The organism is Paenibacillus tritici, assembly GCF_018207515.1.
In the GTDB taxonomy this organism is placed as follows: domain Bacteria; phylum Bacillota; class Bacilli; order Paenibacillales; family Paenibacillaceae; genus Paenibacillus_AQ; species Paenibacillus_AQ tritici.
The window spans coordinates 5337508-5354295 of record NZ_CP073365.1; the positions used below are offsets into that span (position 1 = coordinate 5337508).

The window sequence follows — 16788 nt, forward strand, 5'->3', positions numbered from 1 at the left end:
TTTACAAATCCGGCACATCCGCTGAATCCGTAAATAGCCTTACCGGATGGCTATCATTCCCCAGCAAGACCGGCAAGTCTGCTTTTCTTCATATAATTCTCTTCGTAGTACAGGGAACGGAGCATTTTGACTCGGCGTCTAATGGACTTTCTGTTGTTCATCAACCTTTTATAGCCGGTCTCCTGAGCCCACACCAAACCAGTAAACCTGAATAATACTATATTAATCATTTAGTATGCTGCTGACTGGAACGAAATCCAAATCTACCGACAGGAAGTGATAAAGTAATGGCCTTTTTATCAACAGGACCGATCGAGAATAATCCAGTTAGCGGAGTGAGGCCTACCCAGCAGGTTACCGTGAAAATTGATAACCGCAGCGTTGACACGGCTTCCACAATATCGATTCAGGGATATTATTTAAATGCCGGAACGAGAGTCTTGTATGTAAGCGAATTACATCATATTTCAGCGAATCAAGTCATTTCGAAGAATTATTACGCTGATTTTAATGGTTTTGAATTTACCTTTGTTACACCGGCTGCGTCTGAAGACAGGGATCCGGTACAAGTCTCGGTATGGGGTAAGAGTAGTACAGGTCAACTGGTAACGGCACACCGGTTAGTGTCTGAAGAACTGCTCGGAGAACATCATGGCGGGGGGACGGGGCCTACTGGAGCAAGGGGTCCGACCGGACCGACCGGACCCGGAGTAGGTGCAACGGGGCCTACCGGTGCGCCGGGTGATCCCGGACCAGCCGGAGCAAGGGGACCAACCGGACCGACCGGATCAGGGGGAGGAGCAACGGGACCCACTGGTGCGCCGGGTGATCCCGGGCCAACCGGACCAACCGGAATAGGAGTGACGGGACCTACAGGCCCAACCGGAGCAAGAGGCCCAACCGGGCCTGGCGTAGGAGAGAAGGGACTCACAGGAGCTACAGGAGCTACGGGAGTCACAGGAGCTACGGGAGTCACAGGAGCTACAGGTGTGACCGGACCGACCGGGGCAGGTGTGACTGGGGCCACGGGAGTGACGGGTGCCACAGGAGTCACAGGGGCTACAGGTGTGACCGGACCGACCGGGGCAGGTGTGACTGGGGCCACGGGAGTGACGGGTGCCACAGGAGTCACAGGGGCTACAGGCGTAACCGGACCGACTGGTGCTGGAGTGACGGGGGCGACTGGAGCAACTGGAGCTACCGGAGCCACTGGCGCTACCGGAGCTACTGGCGTAACCGGAGCCACGGGCGTTACTGGAGCCACTGGTGTCACCGGAGCCACTGGCGTTACTGGGGCCACTGGGGCCACCGGCGCTACTGGAGCTACTGGAGCTACTGGCGTCACCGGAGCCACCGGCGCTACTGGAGCCACTGGTGTCACCGGAGCCACCGGCGTTACTGGGGCCACTGGTGTCACCGGAGCCACGGGCGTTACTGGGGCCACTGGGGCCACCGGCGCTACTGGAGCTACTGGCGTCACCGGAGCCACGGGTGCTACTGGCGTCACTGGAGCCACCGGCGTTACTGGAGCCACTGGCGTTACCGGCGTTACTGGAGCCACCGGCGCTACCGGAGCCACGGGTGTTACCGGAGCCACGGGCGTTACTGGGGCCACCGGAGCTACTGGGGCCACCGGCGTTACTGGGGCCACGGGCGCTACAGGCCATACCGGACCGACCGGACCCACAGGCTCTCCAAGTACAGCGCGCCACCTTTTTATTGGAAATAACCTTTCCACTACGTTTGCTGCCAGCACACCAGTTGTATTTAATCAGACGCTTGTCGATAACGGCGCTCCTGATATTGTACTTACAACACAAACTTCGGTTACTCTGCTAAGAGGATACTATTGGATTTCTTGGAATATAAGCGGAGGTCTTGTCGCTGGAGGTAACGTTTTTTCCTTTGCCTTGCGCAAAGGCGTGGACCTAATTGAGGGTGGCAGAGCAGCAACTAGCGTTGCGCCTGATGCTCCGGGTACTTTTTCTATAGGAGCCGATCTAATTGTAGGCGTAACGGGCGCCAGCAACGATATTAATTTATTTAACGATGGTGACAGCGCAGCTTTAACTGCAGTAGCTGGCCGACTGGCAGCCCAAATGTCCATTATGAAAATATCGGATTAACCGCACCTGTATATGGAATAACTGGATTTCGATCCTGATGGAAAACCAGGAAGCAGCCTCTTTTACAGAGGCTGTTTTTTATTTCTGCTTGGAAGTCCGGTCCGTCTGACAAGTCCGGCACATCTGCAGAATCCGCAATTGCCATGGCTGTAGGAATGCCATTCCTCAGCCCATAACCGTAAAGTCTGCTTTTCCAGATAATTCTCACCACAAATATTACTAATGCCTAATATTCTGGAGACAACGGCCATACATATAGTATAAGGAAGGGCGCAATTATGGACTCAGCGGCTAACTTGCATGAGATCTATTCTTGAGGATACATCTGCGATGCCTTATTCCCGGTGTGCTAACTGACGATTAGAGGAGGATATAGATCGTGTCAATGCCCAATATTCCTGACATTACGCCCTTGATTACCCTGACCCGAAGCGAAGTCATTAATATGCTGCTGTCTTCGATTGCGCTGGAGGAGATCGGTCTTTCTCATATCATGAATGCTGAAGGCGAGAAGATCCAGCGAATGCTGAAATTCGATAGCATCTCTCTGGATGAGATCCTCCAGGTGAACCGCAGCGTGGAACGCATGCTTCGCACCATTCTTAAGAATCAAATGATGCTTCAGTTCAAGCTGGAGGATGTGATTGATCTTGCCGCCAAGAATGAGGGCCCGCCTGATGAGCAGGAAGAAGAATAAACGAAGTCATTGCCTGAATTCAGTCACCCGCTTGGAACAGGCCTTACAGCCCGTGATGGCTTAGCCAGACCCGTTACATAGCTGTGACGCTGAGGAACGCGCTGAGCGCTTCCCGTGGCTCCCAGGGGCAGCCAGATTAACTCTTGCCTCTGGCGGACAGTGAGCACATGCTCCAGTCGCTGAAGCATTCGATAGCGGGTATCTAAACGGCACCGCAGGCGGCTTGCCCTCATACTTTCGTGGATAGCGTCATTGCCGGAATCATTCCTCATACTTCTCAAGCAGCTCGGCAAGCTCCTTAATCTGCAGGGACAGCTTCTCCAGGGAGCTCGCCAAATCACGTTTGAAGCCCTCATTGCGCAGAGAGATTACGGATGCCGGATTACCGCTGGATTCACCGGAACCGCCCGGATTGGGATATAACCTGCCGGCTTCAGAATCGTTCTCATGATATAACGGAAACCCCTCTTCAATCAGAATCCGTACGATCGTTCCCAAGTGATAACGTTCTTTCCTTAGCGTCTCAATCCGTTTCAGCAAGTTCAGCGCCTCATATTTGTACATCACGCTATCCCCCTTCTTCACAATAGGCATAAAGAGGGAATAGTAGGTCAGCCAGCGCTTGACGGTGGTCGGCGGCAGCCTCAACATCTGAATCAGTTCCAATTGGCTGTATGCTCTACTCATCAACCTTCTCCTTTCGTTATCGCATTATCCGGGATGAATGTAGCCTGAAATATCTGCTATTCTAAAATCTATCCACGAAGTTCGTAATTCATGAGGAAAAAATAAAAAAAATCCGTTTTCTTCCATTTTCAAGGACGAACTATCCATCTTGGAACAATGTAAAAGAGACGCCTGCAGAAGCTGAAGGTTCAGCTGCCTGCAGGCGTCTCTTGTTCTTGAATGACTTCCGGCCGCTTCAGAAATCCATTTCCTTAAGCAATTCCCTCGCCTCCGGGTAATCCGGATTGAGAATCAGCGCCTCCTGTAGCGCAGTCTGCGCCAGCTTATGATTGCCGCTGGACAGATAACAGCGTGACAGGTAATAACAAGCCAGGAAGCTTCCAGCTCCCTTGGTGGTCAGATGCTCATTGCGGTCTTCCCCGAGGGCGATACACTTCTGAAAGACCTCCTCCGCCTCCCGGAATAATTCCATCTCGAACAACATTACTCCCTTGGTGTAATAGAGATCTACATAGTCTGGATAGAGCTGAATCGCCAGATCAATTCCCGCTACGGATTCCCGGGTTGGAGAGGTAACCAGCAGAATCGAATATTTCAATTTGTATAGCAGAGAAGGCGGCAGGTATCCCTGATCCATAAATTGAAGGATGGATGAATTCACATATTCGTAGGCCTCGGCGAAGGCTTCTCTGCGGTACAGGACGCTTGCCATATGGTAATCAATCCACGGATCAGGAGAGCCCTGGTTCTTCTCTTGCTGCAGAAGCAGCATGTTACGCTTGTCTTTGTCCCGCAGACTAACGGTTTCATCCAGATAACCATAATGATAGACGGTCACAGGAAGCTGAAAAATCATGGACTGTACTATAGCCCGGTCAAACAGATGAAGCTGCTCGTGTACACTGCCCTGGAAGCGGAATCCGCTCTCCCGACGGAACATTCGTACCTGGTTCATTCCATGCGCCCGCCGCGGGTCCGGCGGATTCTCACCATAATAGCTAAGCAGATGGATACCTCCCAGCAGGATGGTCTCTGCATCCGTCTCCAGTACTTGCCTGACGCTCATGGCGTCACCGCCCTGCACCTCTTCATCGGCGTCCAGCCAGAGCACCCAATCTCCGGTTGCCTGCTCCAGGCTGTAATTGCGGGCTGCCGAGAAATTTTCCTGCCACTTATAGTCATATACCGCCGCGCCAAAGTCTGCCGCAATCTCTTTGGTGCGATCCGTAGAGCCGGTATCCACGATGATGATTTCATCCACAGCCTCCTGAATACTGCGGAGGCAGTTCTCCAGCCACTGCTCCTCGTTGCGAACAATCATGCACAGAGACAGCTTCTTCTGAGTGTTCAACTTCACAGCCCCCCCGTTACATGGTGAACAGCTTATGGATCACATCCGCAGAATACGACAACATCTCTTCCGTGAGGCCGGGATGGAGGCCAATCCAGAAGGAACGGTTCCTGACTGTGTTCGTGTTCGTCAGCGGCCCTACAATCCTGTAGGAGCCGGTACTGTATTGGAACTGTTCCAGCGAAGGACCGGGAAACAGCAGGCGGGTACCCACGCGGTGTTCTTCGAGACTCTGGATCAGCTCATTACGCCCGATCGGAGAATGCTCTTTCACAGTGAGCGGAAATCCGAGCCAGTTCGGCTCGCTTCCCGGTGTCTCCTCCGGCAAGTGCAGAGCATACTGCAAAGGCTCCAGAGCATGGTATAGAAATTGAAAATGCTCTCTTCTCTTCCGCGAGAATTCAGGAAGCTTATGAAGCTGCGTCAGACCGATCGCCGCATGGAGATCCGCTGCGTGCAGATGGAAGCTCATGGGGATTAAGAGGCTGCTCCCGGCATATCCCCCAGGAGCCCGCCCCATCTCTGCCGGGGCATTCTTATAGGCATGCGGAGATGCGTTGCCGAGGTCGCACAGGGATTCCACGATCTGCTTAAGTAGCGAGCTTGAGGTGAGCACCGCCCCTCCTTCGCCCATGGTAATCTGCTGTCCCGGGAAGAAGCTCAGGGTCGCCAAATCACCAAAAGATCCGACCGGTTTCCCCCGGTACATAGACCCCAGAGCATCGCCGGCATCCTCAATCAGCCAGAGGCTGTGCCGGTCTGCAAATTGCTTCACATATTCGATATCAAAGGGATTGCCCAGTGTATGAGCCACCATGACAGCCTTGGTCTTCTCAGTGACCGCCTGATCCAGCAGTTCCGTCTCCATGCTGTAAGCCGGAAGCGTCACATCCACAAATACCGGAACCAGTTCATGCTGGAGAATAGGAATAACGGTGCCGGGAAATCTGCTGGCAATCGTAATAACCTCATCACCAGGCTGTAATCTCCTTGCTCCCAGATAAGGAGAGGTGAGGGCAGAAAGTGCCAACCTATTGGCACTCGTCCCGGAGTTCACCAGGAGAGAGAACCGTGTTCCTGTCGTTTTGGCCAATCGCCTCTCAAACCGTGCGGCCTGGTCTCCTTCAGACAGACAATAATCAAGCGACGCATTCACCAGACCCACAAGCTCCTGCTCGTCGAACACTTTTCCGCTTGCAGGAATCATATCAACTCCCGGTCTGAATGAATGCTCGGGCCGTTGCTCCCTGTAATATAGTGCAGACAATTCCATTATTTGATCTCTTCGGATTGAGTTCAAGCCATCCTCTCCTTTGCTGTTTCATTCATTCCCGGTTCTCACGGATATTGTGGCCTTGGGATAATATATGCGGCTAACGGTAACATAGAAATGATTTATCCTAAGGAAATGAGCAAAGGCTTGTCCATTATGTAATGCAATTGTGGATGCGGCGGACTGGTGGATGTCCACTGTGTTACGGGACAGCATGAAGAACCCGGCAATGCTGAGATGAATGCACAGCCAGGTCCCCTGAATCCGCTGCTGAAGGCAGGAATAATATTAACGCTGCCGTGCAGGATTGCCGACAACAGTAGCTCCGGGCAGAACATCCTTGGTGACAACCGCTCCAGCCCCTACAACGGCCTGACTGCCGATTTCTATAGGAAGCAGGGATGCATTATTACCTATACGGGCCCCTCGGCGGATTCGCGGTCCGCGGTGATGTCCTTTGCCGCTGGCCATGTACTTATCATTGGACATGGAGCAGCAGGGTCCGATGAAGACCTGATCTTCAATCACCGTATCCGCTGTAATATACGAGCCTGTCTGAATCGTCGTCTCCGATCCGATGGTGGTATTCGGCTCGACCATAACATTCCGCCCCAGAATCGTATCCTGCCCAATTACAATCTGTTCGCGGATGCTGGCATGATCTGCAATCAGAACACCGCTGCCGATCACGGAACCGGCATACACCGTAACCTGACTGCCGATCCTTACATCAGCTTCAATGAATAAAGCCGGAAGATCTTTGGCAGGTTTCCTGGCCATCTTCCGGTTCGCACCGGGTTTCTTGCCGAGAATCGTCAGATCCCCTATCACTGTTCGATCTCCAATCTGTGTACCCGCTTTGATCACACAGTGGTGACCGATAGTCACCTGGTTGCCGATGACAACCCCCTCTTCCACTACCACATACTCTCCAAGCTCCACATCCTGCCCGATTCTTGCCCTCTCATGAATGCTCAACGCTCATTCTCCTCACATCTGGTTTAGGTTGATAGCAGACGATGATAGATTTCCAGCACGCTCTGGCTGTTCTTGACCATATCATGGTGCTGCTCCACATAAGCTCTTCCCCGGATGCCAATCTCCGGCAGACAATCCCGTTCTTGCAGCAAATTCTCCAGGACACTCTGAATCGTATCCGGATTGGCACGGATCAGGGGCAGCTCTGCCGGGTATTGCTCTGTCATGTAATCACTGATCCAGCAGATGACCGGTTTGCCAAGCGCCATACTCTCCACGGCCAGAAGGCCATAGCTGCCGATATGCAGCTGATCAATAATCAGATCCGCCTGCTTATAAATTTCCTTGGCCTGCTCATGAGACATTCCCTGAACCAGTTTGAAATCAAAATTGTACTGCTCCTTCAGTGCTTCAATGGCCTTCAGTACAAAGTTAGTCCCCTTGATTCCCGGATGCGATGGCGCATGGACAATCAGCAGCCTCTCGTTCGGCTTCCATTCTTCTTCTACGGTGTAGTGGGTTAAATCAATCATCACCGGAACAACTGATACCTGGGGATAATACTCCTTCACGTATTGCAGAAGCTCTTTATCGGCAACAATGCAATGCTGAACATGGCCAGATACCCGGGAAAGCCGCCGCCTTACGATCTGTTCATTCTGCTTGACAAGCACGTAAGGATTGCTTTTCTTCGCAACCGAATACAATCTGACATCACTACCCCAGTGCTGCATAACTACTGATTTGCCTGCTTGCTGCAGAAGGGGATAGTCCGTCTGATCAAAAGTGATGCTCTGAGCAAAATGAAAATGAAAAAGATCATATTTCGGAATCAGAGCGAGTGTAAATCTTCGTAATCTATCATATATATCAGGACTTCCGAGTTCAGAAGCCAGCCGCCAGAAGTAATCTGAACCATAGCCCAGATAACTTGAGGAATAATCCAGGTAGTGTGCCATCACCCCGTGAGCTTGTAATCCGCGAGTTAAAGTATTCATTTGATTGGCAATTTCCATGGTCCCCTGAAATACACGCAATGAAGCTGTAGGAAACCTGCTATCAGCTTGTAAGTATAAGTCATTTAACACCTTGTTCTCCGGATAATACTCCAACCCTCTCCATAACCAAAGCCAGCTGTTATGACCATCGTCGTGCAGAGCTGACAGCTCTGCACGATACTTATAATAGACTGAAGTGAGGTCTCCCTCCCTATCCCATCTATTCAGTAAGGACTCCACAGCATCCCACTGCCCCGCCCTACTAGCGGCCTCAACTAACGCTTCAATTTCCCTAGTAATGGCTTCATCCCTCCTTCTGCATGCATCCTTGCTAGCAGCACATAAACTTCTCTTATACCGTGATCACCGGTGCCATTTTCCCGCCTTCATGATCTCTGTGGAGAATTCCGTCAGGGGAAGGGTCACTCTGCGACCTTCCAGAGCTGAACGGTAGATAGCGAAAATAGCTTCTAGAGATTTGCTGGCCTCTGGAGCATCGACAACCATTCCTTCTGGCCCATTCTGAATTCTGTCCAGATAAGCTTCATACATTCGCAGCTGCTCATCCCTGTCTGCTTCGAGCCGGCGGAGCTCCTCTTCCGCTATCTGAACACCCCTTACTTCAAATCGTTCAATGCGCTCCAGCTGGTTCCCGCTAATAATCAGCGTGCCTTTCTCTGCGAACAAACGAAGGGAATAGCCGAAATTGCCGGGCCTGGTAACCGTATTGGCTTCAACAAGCCCCTTGGTCCCATTGCGGAAGGATAAGACGGCAAGCGCTACATCCTCAATTTCTTTGCCAGGCTGGAGTTTTTGCAACTCGCCATACGCCCCCTCTACATCTCCCAGGAACCAGAGAAGCAGATCAATGAGATGAATACCCTGGTTCAGCAGCATACCGCCATCCTGGTCCCAGGTTCCTCTCCAGGCGGCCTGACGGAAATAGTCCGGGGTACGACTGATTTCAATTGAAGCCACGCCATAATACAGATCTCCAAGCAGCCCGCTGGTAATGTAGTTTTTGATTCTCAGCATCGGCAAGCGGTAACGCATCTGATGGCAGACCAGCAGATTCAGACCGCGCTGACTGGCCAGCTTAGACAGCAGCCGAGAATCCTCCAGTGTGAGCGCAAGGGGCTTCTCTATAATGACATGCTTACCAGCAATCAGCGCATCCCCAGCCATATCCGCATGATGTCCGCTGGAAGTCGCAATTACAATAACATTTACCTCGGGATGAATCAGTAAATCCGCATAGTCGGGATACATCGCGATCTCATTTGCAGTATGCCCCGCAGCTTCGGTCAATTGGCCGTGGATAATCTCCATACGCTCTATAGATATATCGCTGATAGCCACAACCCTGGCAGAGCCCAGCCGCGATAGGGTTGCGGCATGCTTCTCTGTAATCCGTCCGCAACCGATAATGCCAATGCCAAGCTTCATGTGATCATTCACTCCTTCCCTGAATAGTTCAGAGCAACCTCCAGGACCTCCTGCTGTTCCACAGCAGACAAGAACGGATGGAGCGGAAGGGCGAAGAGCCGCTCAGATTTGCTCTCTGCAACCGGAAGATCTCCCGGCTTATAGCCGAGCTGCCGGTAGACCTGCTGCAGATGCAGAGGCAGCGGATAATAAGACCCGCTGGCGATGTTGTTAGCCTGCAAGTATGCCATGAAGTCATCTCTCTGTTCATGCTCCACACAATATAGATGATAGACATGAGAATTGCCCTGATACCGGTTCACCGGTGTGCTCAGCCCGCTCTTCCCGTTCAAGCTGTCGTACACCTGCGCAAGAGCGCGGCGTACTCCATTCCAGCCGTCGATATGCTTCAGTCCCCTGCGGAGTACTGCCGCATGAATTTCATCCAGCCTGCTGTTGAAGCCAATCTCTTCATGATAGTATTTCTTCACACTGCCATGATGCCGGAGCTTCCGCAGCCGACCGGCCAATTCTCCGTCCCTTGTCACCAGCATTCCTCCGTCACCGATGGTGGACAGATTCTTGGTTGGAAAGAAGGAGTAGCAGCCGATTCTGCCAATCGTTCCGAGCTTGACTCCGTTATCCTCCGCTCCGAAGGCCTGACAGGCATCTTCAATCAGCTCCAGACCGTATTGTTCAGCCAATACCGAGAACGCCTGCATACCGCAGGATTGGCCAAAGATATGCACCGGCAGAATAGCTTTGGTCTGCGGGGTAATTCTTGCTTCAACGGATGCCGGGTCCAGATTATAAGTCTCTGGATCAATGTCCGCGAAGACCGGTGTTGCTCCAACTCTTGAGATCGCCTCTGCTGTAGCGAAGAAGGTGAACGGCGTCGTAATGACTTCATCTCCCTCACCAATATTAAGTGCCGTCAGGGCCATAACCAATGCATCTGTCCCGTTACCGACAGAGACGGCATAGGGGACCTGCAGATAGGCTGCTGCTTCTTCCTCGAAACGTCTTACCTCTTCGCCAAGAATAAACTGGCCGCGATCCAGTACATCTCCAACTGCACTTAGAATTTCGGATTTCATGGACTGGAATTGTCTGTCGATCTGAATCAGTGAGATCAAGCGATTCACGCTCCTTAAGCGGATGGATTCGGTGTTGAAACGGTGCAGCCTGGCATCCTTCCAGGTTCTTCACTCTCCAAATGGCGCATATGTTATTCATGCATAAATATGGATGTAGGAGGCTGGCAATTATGAACCTTGCGGATTTCCCGGATTTCAGCGGGAAGCATGTTTTTATTACCGGAGGAGCCGGGTTTATCGGCTCCTCACTGATCGGTGCAATTATTGAACATAATAAGGTGACAGTGTATGATAATTTCTCCCGGAATGCATTGAAGTTCAAACCCTACCGCAACCATCCTAATCTGAACATCGTACATGGTGATATTCTCGATCCGGAAGCGCTAAAGACTGCTATTCAGGGCGCGACCCATGTCGTCCATGCCGCAGGCATAGCAGGGATTGATACGGTGATCCGAAATCCCGTGCAGACGATGAAGGTCAATATGATCGGCTCCTCCAACCTGCTGGAAGCAGCGGCCACTCTGGATCACTGTGAGCGCGTAATCTGCTTCAGCACCAGCGAGGTCTTCGGGCAGGTTGCCTTTCGCGCCAACGAGTCCAATGCCACCGTGCTGGGAGCTGTAGGCGAAGCAAGATGGACCTATGCGGTAAGCAAGCTTGCCGAAGAGCATCTAACTTATGCCCACTATAAGGAGTTTGGCTTGCCCACCGTCATTATCCGGCCATTCAATATCTATGGTCCCGGACAAATCGGAGAAGGCGCCATTAAGACGATGATTGAGCTTGCTCTGCAGAACCAGACCATTCAGGTGCATGGCAGCGGGACTCAAATCCGGGCCTGGTGTTATGTCGATGACATGGTTGAAGGCATTATGCGCTGCCTCACGGTAGATGCAGCAGTCGGAGAATCCTTCAACCTGGGTAACGAATCTACCATTATCACTATTTATGGCCTTGCCAATACCATTGTGCGCGTGCTGGGCTCCAAGTCTCCTATTCAGTTCCAGGCGAAGGACACCGTCGATGTCGAACTGCGCATCCCTGAACTTAACAAAGCCAGACAGGTGCTTGGCTTCCAGGCCAAGATCGACCTGGAGGAAGGCATCAAGCTTACAGCCGCCCATATCCGTCAGGGGATGGATAATAATTCTATATGAAGGGGCTTAACACATGAACACTACACACTATGACCGGATATTCATCACCGGCTATTCCAGCTTTATCGGGAGTCATGTATTCAGCCTTCTCAGAGATTCGGGAATGGCCGGTCAGGTCATCTTGCTAGGGCGTAAACCGCAGGTCCGTACTTCCGCCTCCTGGCAATACTTAGATCTTACGGAGCCGCAGCCTGCGGGCCTTCCCTACAGCGGCCGTAATCTTCTTATCCATTACGCGGCACAACTGCCCGGCTCTACTTCTGTAGATTATAAGAAGCTGTTCAACAGCGAAGCAGATTTCCTGGAGCGTTGCCGGATTATGCAGATTACAGATGTTGTATATGCCTCTACTGGAGGAGTCTATGGATATTCCGGCAGCAGACGGGAGAGTGATATACCCCATCCGGAAGATCCCTATTCTGCATACAAGTTCGCAATCGAAGAGAATATCGCCTGTCTGTGGCCGCGCAGCCACCTGATTCTGCGTTATTTCTTCCCCTTCGGGGGCGGTCAGAGAATCCCCCGGCTTATTCCGGGGCTGATTCATAAACTTATGGGTGATGAGACGATACGGATAGCCGGAGAGCGCCATGGTCTGGTACTGAATCCCGTCTACATCGCGGATGCTGCTGAAGCATCTGTCTGGTTGATCCGCAATAATCTGCACGGCATCTACAATATCGCTGGCCGCCACAGCCTGACTCTGCTCGAGCTGGTTCAACAGTTATCGAGTGGGCTGAACCGGACACTCAAGCTTGAATATTCTGATGAGCAGGACAGGGAAATGACCGGCTCCGTCGATAAACTGCTATCTATGCACAGTGGCCTGTTATCCACCCCCTGGAACGAAGCCATCCGCCGTACAGTGATATATCATGTGGACCCCTCAGCATCTTTAAGCGAAGGAGCGGTCAGAGATGAAGCAATGGAAAAGTGAGGGCAGCGGTGAGATCAACCGTAGACTCCTGGGAAGCTGCGGAGACAACGTCATCTTCGAAGACGGTGTCCGCATCTTCCACCCTGAGAATGTACACCTTGGCGACAATGTATACATTGGCCACAACACTATTCTTAAAGGTTATTACAAGCACGAACTACGCATTGGTTCACATAGTTGGATAGGTCCCGGCTGCTTCCTGCATGGTGCAGGAGGTCTATATATTGGTGAATACAGCGGAATCGGTCCGGCTGTGCGGATTCATGGAGCCACCCATATCGAAGGAGAGGAACCGGAAGCGCCTATGGTTTTTGCACCACTCACCTTTACTTCCATCCAGATCGAAGAGAACTGCAATATTGGAATCGGGGCAACCATACTGGGCGGAGTGACCATTGGTGCCCATAGCCGGATTGGAGCCGGTGCAGTGGTCAGCCGCACTGTCCCAGCTTATAGTGTTGCTGTAGGTATACCCGCTAAGGTTATTCGGCACCGGAACCAAGGCACGGCTGATACTATGAAATAATATCCCTTTTGGCGGAAGCCATGCCGCTCCTCCAAGAAGGAGCGGCAACGCATGGAGAGATAACTGTCAAGCGATATTCAATGGGTGCGAGGAATCCTGGTCAGGAATGACTATGAAGGGTTCCTCCTATTCTGTTGGCGTTTCTTCCTTGGGCTTAACTTTTCCCTCGAACCATTGGCGATTGTGGAGGATCGCAGCATCAGTCGGACGGAACGTCGCGGCCAGCTCGTTGTGTTCATTCGCCTTTTCGAGATCTCCTAACTTGGAATAGCAAAGGCACATCTGCAGGTGGGGGTACCAGGTGGAGTATGCAGGATAACTGAAGCTCCATTGATTGTCATCCGGCTGAAGCTTGGTGGCCAGGTCATACCAGAATATGGCGTGCTTATATTCTTTATTTACCTGAAAGTTATAACCGATTCGGCTGCAGGCCTCTGGACGGGGTGTACGCGTGAACTGGAACGACTGCAGCAGCGAGGCGAGCTCATTGAAGCTGTCACCGAGCGCGCGGTAGCAGTCACCCTTATTAATGCAGGCATAGAATTTGTCTTCGACCCATCCATCCTTCATCTCAATATTCTTGTCATACGCCTTGATGGCTTCTTCCGGGTGGCCGTTCTCGCGCAGTTCATTCCCGTAATAGAAATAATCGCGGGGGGAGAATACATCTCCCCGTTCAATCCGTGTCTTGTATATGGACAGGTTACGTCCTACAGAATGCTTGATCTTCTTATGGGTGACCGAGATATTCTCGTTGATGATCTTGCCAAAGACATTCAGATATTGGTGAGCCTCTCCCTGCCACTGGAAATTGCGGTCCCGGCGTACCATACGGTTGCGGCGGTACCGCAGAGTAACATTTCCATAAGCGTCTGTCCCAGCGTCATAGAACATAGATACAGAATCTACCGAAGGATCGAGGGTCTCCTTGAGCTTGCGCAGCTTCTCGCGGTCTTCGTCCAGAATGACATCATCCGCATCCAGATACAGCAGGTATTCCTTCGTAGCATGTTTGAAGGACTCCGTACGGGCTTCAGCAAAGCTTCCTGTCCATGGAAAGAAAAATACGCGGTCCGTATAACGCTTAGCAATCTCCACTGTGCTGTCTGTTGAACCGGTATCGATAATATTAATCTCATCCACAATGTCATGGATAGAGTCCAGGCAACGGGCCAGCACCGCTTCTTCATTCTTAACGATCATACACAAGCTGATAGTAATCATATGATTTCCTCCTTGAATTTAAAGTTTGGCAACATGAGAATAAGCAAGCTCATAGCAGTTCCTGGTATCGAAAATCAGTGGCGCAGCGCGAAGGATCATCTCGTAATCGACACTCTGGTGAGCGGTGGAGATCACTACGCAGTCATATTCATTAAGAACCTCTTCGCTCAGAGGCACATGATGGTATTCATGACCGCCTGCTGTGAAGCTCGGAATAAATGGATCGTGATAGTCCACCTCGTACCCCTCGGCTACCATGAGCTGAAACAGGCTGATCGACGGTGATTCCCGCAGATCAGCAATATTGGCTTTGTAAGCCAGCCCGATTTGCAGAATCCTCACCCGGTCGTTCCTGTTACATTCGGCCAGCAATTGCTTGATTCGGCCCATTACATACACAGGCTGCGAGTCGTTGATGCTCTTAGCTAGGTCAATGAACGGCGTCTCCAGCCCTTCCAGATTGGCCTTCCATTTCAAATAGAGCGGATCTACCGGAATGCAGTGGCCTCCAATGCCGGGACCGGGATCATAGCTGGTGAAGCCATAAGGCTTGGTAGCTGCAGCCTCAATAACCTCCCAGACATCAATGCCCATCCCCTCGCAGAGCCTGCCAATCTCATTAATGAAGGAAATATTAATGAAGCGGTAGGTATTCTCCAGCAGCTTGGTCATCTCAGCCGCTTTGGTTGAACTAACCGGTACAATCGTCCGGAAGACCGTCTGATAGAGACCCACGATGCGCTCCAGACAGCCCGTAGTGGCTCCGCTAACCACCTTCGCGATATTCTCCAGTGAATACATCAGGTTGCCCGGATCAATGCGTTCGGGAGAATAGCCTACGAATACATCCTCGCCGACAGTGTATTGATGCTGCTCCAGCAGCGGCACGAATTCCTCCTCAGTAGTTCCTGGATAGGTGGAGCTCTCCACGACAATGAGCTGCTGCGGTCTCAGATGGGGCAGGATAGACTGCATGGCGCCCTTCAAATAGCTGAGATCCGGATCACTGCTCTCCGACAGCGGGGTAGGAACACAGATAATAATCGCTTCCGACTCGCTTACTCTGGAGAAATCACCGGTGTATTCAAAGCTCCCGGACGCATTCAGCCATCCGATTTGGTCATCGCTAATGTCAGAAATATACGATCTTCCCTCGCGCAGCTTTACTAATTTGTCATCGTCCACATCAATACCAATGACATGATAATCCTTCTGATGAAACAACAGAGCCAGTGGAAGACCGACATATCCCAAGCCGACGACCACAATTTTTCGTTTCATAGATGTACTCCTTTCACCAAATTATCCGGCTCGGGTCCGTATATCGGCTCGCCTCAGGACCGGAAGGGCCTTAACCATAGTCAGCATATGTAGTTGTTCCTGAAAGGTGCAATCATTCATGGACTTAGAGGACGAAATTTGCTTAAGGCATAAAAAAAGAACCTGACGATTCTCAGGTTCTTCTCAGCCCTTCAGTTTCAAATTGGAGGAGGTTTGGATATCTGCAATCTGAGCCGTGATCGTTGTCCTTTGAGGCTGGGATAGCTTGGCTTCCGGTTTAAGCGGCGGGGCAGGTTTGTTATTTTTCTTATTCATTTTTGCTTGATTTCCTGGGGCCTTCCTTTTCTTAGGCTTCGGACGCTCGGGCAACTTCAGGCGCTCGAGCAGCTCCGGCTTCCCAGGGGTCTGACGAATAGCAGAGAGGGGCTCAGCTACACTACGGAACAGTGATCTGCCGCCGGCTCTGATACTGCTTACTCTCCGGAAGACCACCGGTTTGCTGTCCTTTGCAGTCTCAGGCTTGGGGATCCCGGTTTCACCTTCGCTCCAATGAAAGAGGAGCCTGGTTTTGGCGATTAACTCATCCAGTTCTTTTTCGACCTGAACCGGAATCAGCCGGCTCGCCTGCTTGAATGCTTCCATCTGATCTAGCGCTTCGCCCACAGCCTTCTTCAACTCTTCAACGACCGGTCCGGAAGTCTCAGGCTTCACTGTTATCCACCTCGTCCAGCAGTCGGCTATTGATGGTGACGTACTGAAGCAGGATCATCTGTCTTCGCGTCAGAGCCTGAAGCACCCGGATGACGGCCCTCTCCAGACGGGACAACCGCCCGGGCGGCTGATACTGCCGCTCTTCCGCCTGCTCGGCAGCAACAGCCTGTAACATGGATGTCAGAGCTGCCAGCAGAATGACGATAGCCCTTTGCTCAACAGCCGCAGCCAGAAATACCGCTTCCGTAATTTTTGGTTTCGTCCGCAATTCCTACACTCCTTTAACAGGTGCACAGATGCTTAATATTATATTTTAT

General features: G+C 51.7%; 16 protein-coding genes. 5 read left to right on the top strand and 11 right to left on the bottom strand.

The features are described 5' to 3' along the window. Nucleotides 1-287 precede the first annotated feature (287 nt). Both KDC22_RS23005 and KDC22_RS23010 read left to right on the top strand, forming a co-directional pair. Entirely contained in the window at nucleotides 288-2126 is a 1839-nt protein-coding gene (locus KDC22_RS23005; protein ID WP_211720455.1) for a collagen-like protein, read from the top strand. Nucleotides 2127-2505: 379 nt separating this feature from the next. Continuing rightward, nucleotides 2506-2823 (top strand): alpha-helical endospore appendage domain-containing protein, encoded by a 318-nt coding sequence (locus KDC22_RS23010; RefSeq protein WP_173140217.1) that lies wholly within the window; start codon nucleotides 2506-2508, stop codon nucleotides 2821-2823. A gap of 261 nt (nucleotides 2824-3084) precedes the next feature. Here the strand turns inward: KDC22_RS23010 and KDC22_RS23015 are convergent, their stop codons facing one another. From KDC22_RS23015 to KDC22_RS23045, 7 genes are all read right to left on the bottom strand, one after another. After that, entirely contained in the window at nucleotides 3085-3510 is a 426-nt protein-coding gene (locus tag KDC22_RS23015) for a MerR family transcriptional regulator (protein WP_173140219.1), read from the bottom strand. A gap of 235 nt (nucleotides 3511-3745) precedes the next feature. Further along, nucleotides 3746-4861 carry a glycosyltransferase gene (locus tag KDC22_RS23020; protein WP_211720456.1) on the bottom strand — a complete coding sequence of 372 codons (1116 nt, stop codon included), beginning with the start codon at nucleotides 4859-4861 and terminating at the stop codon, nucleotides 3746-3748. A gap of 16 nt (nucleotides 4862-4877) precedes the next feature. Next, nucleotides 4878-6161, bottom strand: coding sequence for a lipopolysaccharide biosynthesis protein RfbH (gene rfbH, locus KDC22_RS23025; protein WP_343221786.1), 1284 nt, complete (start codon nucleotides 6159-6161; stop codon nucleotides 4878-4880). A 261-nt stretch (nucleotides 6162-6422) separates the two neighbouring features. Beyond that, nucleotides 6423-7112, bottom strand: coding sequence for an acyltransferase (locus tag KDC22_RS23030; protein WP_211720458.1), 690 nt, complete (start codon nucleotides 7110-7112; stop codon nucleotides 6423-6425). Between the two features lie 23 nt (nucleotides 7113-7135). Then, on the bottom strand, nucleotides 7136-8110 hold the full coding sequence (locus KDC22_RS23035) for a glycosyltransferase family protein (RefSeq protein ID WP_211720459.1): 975 nt from the start codon (nucleotides 8108-8110) through the stop codon (nucleotides 7136-7138). A gap of 363 nt (nucleotides 8111-8473) precedes the next feature. Beyond that, the gene (locus KDC22_RS23040; protein ID WP_211720460.1) at nucleotides 8474-9568 is read right to left on the bottom strand and encodes a Gfo/Idh/MocA family protein; all 1095 of its coding nucleotides are present in this window, start codon (nucleotides 9566-9568) and stop codon (nucleotides 8474-8476) included. Then, complete coding sequence (locus KDC22_RS23045; RefSeq protein ID WP_343221787.1) at nucleotides 9565-10680, bottom strand: DegT/DnrJ/EryC1/StrS family aminotransferase; 1116 nt, start codon at nucleotides 10678-10680, stop codon at nucleotides 9565-9567. The genes KDC22_RS23040 and KDC22_RS23045 overlap by 4 nt, the downstream gene beginning before the upstream one ends. Before the next feature lie 122 nt (nucleotides 10681-10802). Here KDC22_RS23045 and KDC22_RS23050 point away from each other — a divergent pair, with 122 nt between their 5' ends. From KDC22_RS23050 to KDC22_RS23060, 3 genes are read left to right on the top strand one after another with little or no spacing between them, the layout of a single operon-like run. After that, nucleotides 10803-11792 (top strand): NAD-dependent epimerase/dehydratase family protein, encoded by a 990-nt coding sequence (locus KDC22_RS23050; RefSeq protein ID WP_173140233.1) that lies wholly within the window; start codon nucleotides 10803-10805, stop codon nucleotides 11790-11792. 13 nt (nucleotides 11793-11805) lie between these two features. Continuing rightward, nucleotides 11806-12729 carry an NAD-dependent epimerase/dehydratase family protein gene (locus tag KDC22_RS23055; protein ID WP_211720461.1) on the top strand — a complete coding sequence of 308 codons (924 nt, stop codon included), beginning with the start codon at nucleotides 11806-11808 and terminating at the stop codon, nucleotides 12727-12729. Continuing rightward, nucleotides 12710-13255, top strand: a complete 546-nt coding sequence (locus KDC22_RS23060; protein WP_173140237.1) for an acyltransferase — start codon at nucleotides 12710-12712, stop codon at nucleotides 13253-13255. Before KDC22_RS23055 ends, KDC22_RS23060 begins: the two co-directional genes overlap by 20 nt. Nucleotides 13256-13381: 126 nt before the next feature. Here KDC22_RS23060 and KDC22_RS23065 read toward each other — a convergent pair whose 3' ends face one another. The 4 genes from KDC22_RS23065 to KDC22_RS23080 form a co-directional block, all read right to left on the bottom strand. Then, complete coding sequence (locus KDC22_RS23065; RefSeq protein ID WP_173140239.1) at nucleotides 13382-14479, bottom strand: glycosyltransferase; 1098 nt, start codon at nucleotides 14477-14479, stop codon at nucleotides 13382-13384. 18 nt (nucleotides 14480-14497) lie between these two features. Then, complete coding sequence (locus KDC22_RS23070; RefSeq protein WP_211720462.1) at nucleotides 14498-15760, bottom strand: nucleotide sugar dehydrogenase; 1263 nt, start codon at nucleotides 15758-15760, stop codon at nucleotides 14498-14500. A gap of 183 nt (nucleotides 15761-15943) precedes the next feature. Next, nucleotides 15944-16471 carry a hypothetical protein gene (locus KDC22_RS23075; RefSeq protein WP_173140243.1) on the bottom strand — a complete coding sequence of 176 codons (528 nt, stop codon included), beginning with the start codon at nucleotides 16469-16471 and terminating at the stop codon, nucleotides 15944-15946. Further along, complete coding sequence (locus KDC22_RS23080; protein WP_173140245.1) at nucleotides 16461-16739, bottom strand: hypothetical protein; 279 nt, start codon at nucleotides 16737-16739, stop codon at nucleotides 16461-16463. Before KDC22_RS23080 ends, KDC22_RS23075 begins: the two co-directional genes overlap by 11 nt. Nucleotides 16740-16788 lie beyond the last annotated feature (49 nt).

What these genes read in the sequence shown, in the direction of transcription:
- KDC22_RS23005 (WP_211720455.1), top strand. Translation starts at nt 288, where the DNA reads ATGGCCTTTTTATCAACAGGACCGATCGAGAATAATCCAGTTAGCGGA.
- KDC22_RS23015 (WP_173140219.1), bottom strand. Translation starts at nt 3,510, where the DNA reads ATGAGTAGAGCATACAGCCAATTGGAACTGATTCAGATGTTGAGGCTG.
- KDC22_RS23035 (WP_211720459.1), bottom strand. Translation starts at nt 8,110, where the DNA reads ATGAATACTTTAACTCGCGGATTACAAGCTCACGGGGTGATGGCACAC.
- KDC22_RS23050 (WP_173140233.1), top strand. Translation starts at nt 10,803, where the DNA reads ATGAACCTTGCGGATTTCCCGGATTTCAGCGGGAAGCATGTTTTTATT.
- KDC22_RS23055 (WP_211720461.1), top strand. Translation starts at nt 11,806, where the DNA reads ATGAACACTACACACTATGACCGGATATTCATCACCGGCTATTCCAGC.
- KDC22_RS23060 (WP_173140237.1), top strand. Translation starts at nt 12,710, where the DNA reads ATGAAGCAATGGAAAAGTGAGGGCAGCGGTGAGATCAACCGTAGACTC.
- KDC22_RS23065 (WP_173140239.1), bottom strand. Translation starts at nt 14,479, where the DNA reads ATGATTACTATCAGCTTGTGTATGATCGTTAAGAATGAAGAAGCGGTG.
- KDC22_RS23070 (WP_211720462.1), bottom strand. Translation starts at nt 15,760, where the DNA reads ATGAAACGAAAAATTGTGGTCGTCGGCTTGGGATATGTCGGTCTTCCA.